Source organism: Streptomyces sp. NPDC054847, from assembly GCF_053610925.1.
In genome coordinates, this window is record NZ_JBSGZJ010000653.1 from 1 (window position 1) to 2775 (window position 2775).

Sequence of the window (2775 nt, forward strand, 5' to 3'; positions counted from 1 at the left end):
GACGTTGGCGACGCTGGGGGCCCAGCGCAGGGTCTCCTCGAGGGCGTCGTGCCAGGAGACGGTGCCGTCGAGGACGAGGCGCAGTTGGTCGGGGTGGGTGAGCAGGGCATGGACGGCGTTGCCGATGAGGTTGACGGTGGTCTCGTTGCCGGCGCCGATGACGAGCAGGAGGGTGTCGAGGAGTTCTCTTTCGCTCAGGTGTGATCCGTCGTCGTCGCGGGCGGCGACGAGGGCGCTGGTCAGGTCGTCGCCCGGGTGCCGGCGCCGGTGGGCGACGAGGGCGGCGAGGGCCAGGTCGACCTCGTGGACGGTGTGTTCGGCCTCGTCGGGGGTGAGGGTGGTGTCCATGGCGCGGGCCATGAGGTGGGCGAGGCGGGGGCGGGAGGTTTCCGGGACGCCGAACAGGTCGCAGATGACCTGCATGGGCAGCGGGTGGGCGTAGGCGGCGCGCAGGTCGACGACGGCGCCGGGGGCGGTGTCCTCGAGGGCGTCGAGGAGGCGGTCGGCGGCGTGCCGGACACGGGGCAGCATGGCCTGGGTGCGGCGGCCGGTGAAGGCGGGGGCGACGAGTTTGCGCAGCCTGCGGTGTTCGGGGCCGTAGGCGGTGTCCATGTTGTGGACGCCGACCCAGGTGCGGATCCAGGTGTCGTGGTGTTCGCCGCGTTGCCAGGCGGGCCAGTGGCGGCGGGGGTCCTTGGAGACGCGGTCGTCGGTGAGGAGGGTCTTGAGGAGGTCGTGGGTGTTGATCGACCAGGCCCGGATGCCGGCGGGGAGTTCGACGAGGACGGCGGGGCCCAGGGCGCGCAGGCGGGCGGCCTCGCCGTGCAGGTCGCGGCCGGCGGGGTCCAGGACGAACGGCCGGGGGCCGGGTGGTGCGGTGGTGGCGGGCGTGGCGGGCCGGGGCGGGTGCGGGTGGGTCATGGGGTGCTCCTCGGGGCTCGGGCTCATGCCGGGCGGGGGGCGGTGTCGATGCGGGCGAGGCCGCGGGCGTGGTGGCGGGCCTTGCCGCGGGAGACGGCGAGCGGGTCGAAGTCGTCGCCCCGGTGCGGCAGCAGGGACCGGTCGGCGAGGACGGCGCCGCGGGTGACCTCGGGGAGGAGCCGGCGGCCGAGGATGGTGGAGGCGCACATCATGGCGCCCGTGGCGACGCCTTCGATGCCGGAGCCGTAGCGGACGCTGGTGCCGACGACGTGCAGGCCCTCGACGCCGGTGGTGGTGTCGGGGCGTTCGCCGGTCGCTCCCCAGCCGGCCAGGCCGTAGGGGGTGCCGCCGCGGGAGTGGATGTAGCGCTCGTGGGTGAGGGGGGTGGCGGCCTCGAGGTGGGTGATGTGGCGGCGGAAGGGGCCGAGTGCCTCTTCGGCGGCGTTCAGCATGGCGTCGGTGAGTTCCTGTTTGCGGCGCCGGTAGAGGTCGGTGCGGCGGTAGCGGCCGCCGTCGGCGGGCGCGGCGTCGGCTCCCCAGTAGGCGTGGTCGGGCGGGACGAGGGTCATCACCTGGAAGTTGCTGTGGCCTTCGGGGGCGATGTTGCGTGCGCCGGGGTCCTTGAGGGAGGAGAAGGACACGAACAGGAACGGCACCGGGTCGATGCGGTGTTCGGCCAGTTGCCGGAAGCCGGTGTCGATGTCGGTGTGCCGGTACCACCACAGGTTGGCGTTGGGGCGTTCGGGGAGGGTGGTGTCGAGGGCGACGTACAGGACGGCGAAGGGCAGCGACATGCTGGAGTCGCGGGTGCGTTCGACGGTGCCGGGGTCGAAGTGTTCCTCGCCGACGAGGTTCTGGACGGTGCGGGTGTAGTCGGCGTTGGAGACGACGAGCGGTGCGGTGAGGACCTCGCCGTCGGTCAGGGTGACGCCGTGGGCGCGGCCGGCGGTGACGAGGATGCGTTCGACCCGGGTGCGGGTGCGGACCTCGCCGCCGTGCGACTCGATGACTTCGACGAGTCCGGCGGGCAGCATCTGGCCGCCGCCCTTGGGGTAGTAGGCGCCGTGGAGGTAGTGGTCGATGATCGCCGCGTGGGTGGGCAGCGGGCAGCGGGCGGGCGGCAGTCCGTAGGTGGGGGCGTGGGCGGCCAGGACGGTGCGGGCGCGGGTGGAGAGGCCGCAGTGGTCGAACAGGTCGGCCAGGGTGCGTTGTTCCCAGGCGGTGAAGGCGGGGCTGCGGGCGGCGAACTGCTCGTCGGTGAGGTCCGTGTCGCCGAGCAGGGCGCTGCGTCCTTCGGCGCCGACGGCCGAGCAGATCGAGGTGAACGTGTCGATGCCGGCGGCATCGCCGGGTAACGCCTCCTTGAGGCGTTTGCGGTAGCCGTCCCAGCCCGCGGGGACGTCGAGGGTGAGGCCGGGGACGACGATGCGGTCGAAGCCGTCCTGGTCCATGGGCAGGTAGGTGATCCGGTCGGCGAGGCCCAGGCCGCCGAAGACGGAGGGCAGCAGGCCGCCGGGGCCGCAGTCGCCGAGGTAGTGGATGCCGACGTCGAACTCGTAGCGGCGGCGGCGCCGGAAGACATGGCTGTTGCCGCCGGCGACGTCGTGCTGTTCGAGCACGAGGACGCGCAGTCCGCTGACCGCGAGGTAGGCGGCGCAGACGAGGCCGCCGATGCCGGAGCCGACGACGACGGCATCCCACTCTTTGCGTTTGGCCATGTTGCGAGCAAAGCGGGCGGCTCGCAACAGGCGTGCAAGGCGGCGCGGACGGCGGCGCTCCGGTCCGGGGGCGGGCGGGGCCGCGGCCCGGCTTCGGGGCGTCGGCTGCGGGTGGGCGGCGGCTAGGGGCCGGGGC

2 protein-coding genes are annotated in these 2775 nt (G+C 73.6%); both read right to left on the reverse strand.

Features of this window, described 5'->3' with window-relative positions; genetic code table 11:
• Positions 1-921, reverse strand: a 921-nt coding sequence (locus ACWGH4_RS33775) for a cytochrome P450 (protein WP_453467578.1), incomplete at its 3' end; no start/stop codon positions are given.
• 23 nt (positions 922-944) lie between these two features.
• Positions 945-2639 (reverse strand): phytoene desaturase family protein, encoded by a 1695-nt coding sequence (locus ACWGH4_RS33780; protein WP_453467580.1) that lies wholly within the window; start codon positions 2637-2639, stop codon positions 945-947.
• Between the last annotated feature and the right edge of the window lie 136 nt (positions 2640-2775).

Bases quoted from the DNA above. Each gene is read 5' to 3' on its own strand.
- ACWGH4_RS33780 (WP_453467580.1), bottom strand. From the start codon at position 2,639: ATGGCCAAACGCAAAGAGTGGGATGCCGTCGTCGTCGGCTCCGGCATC.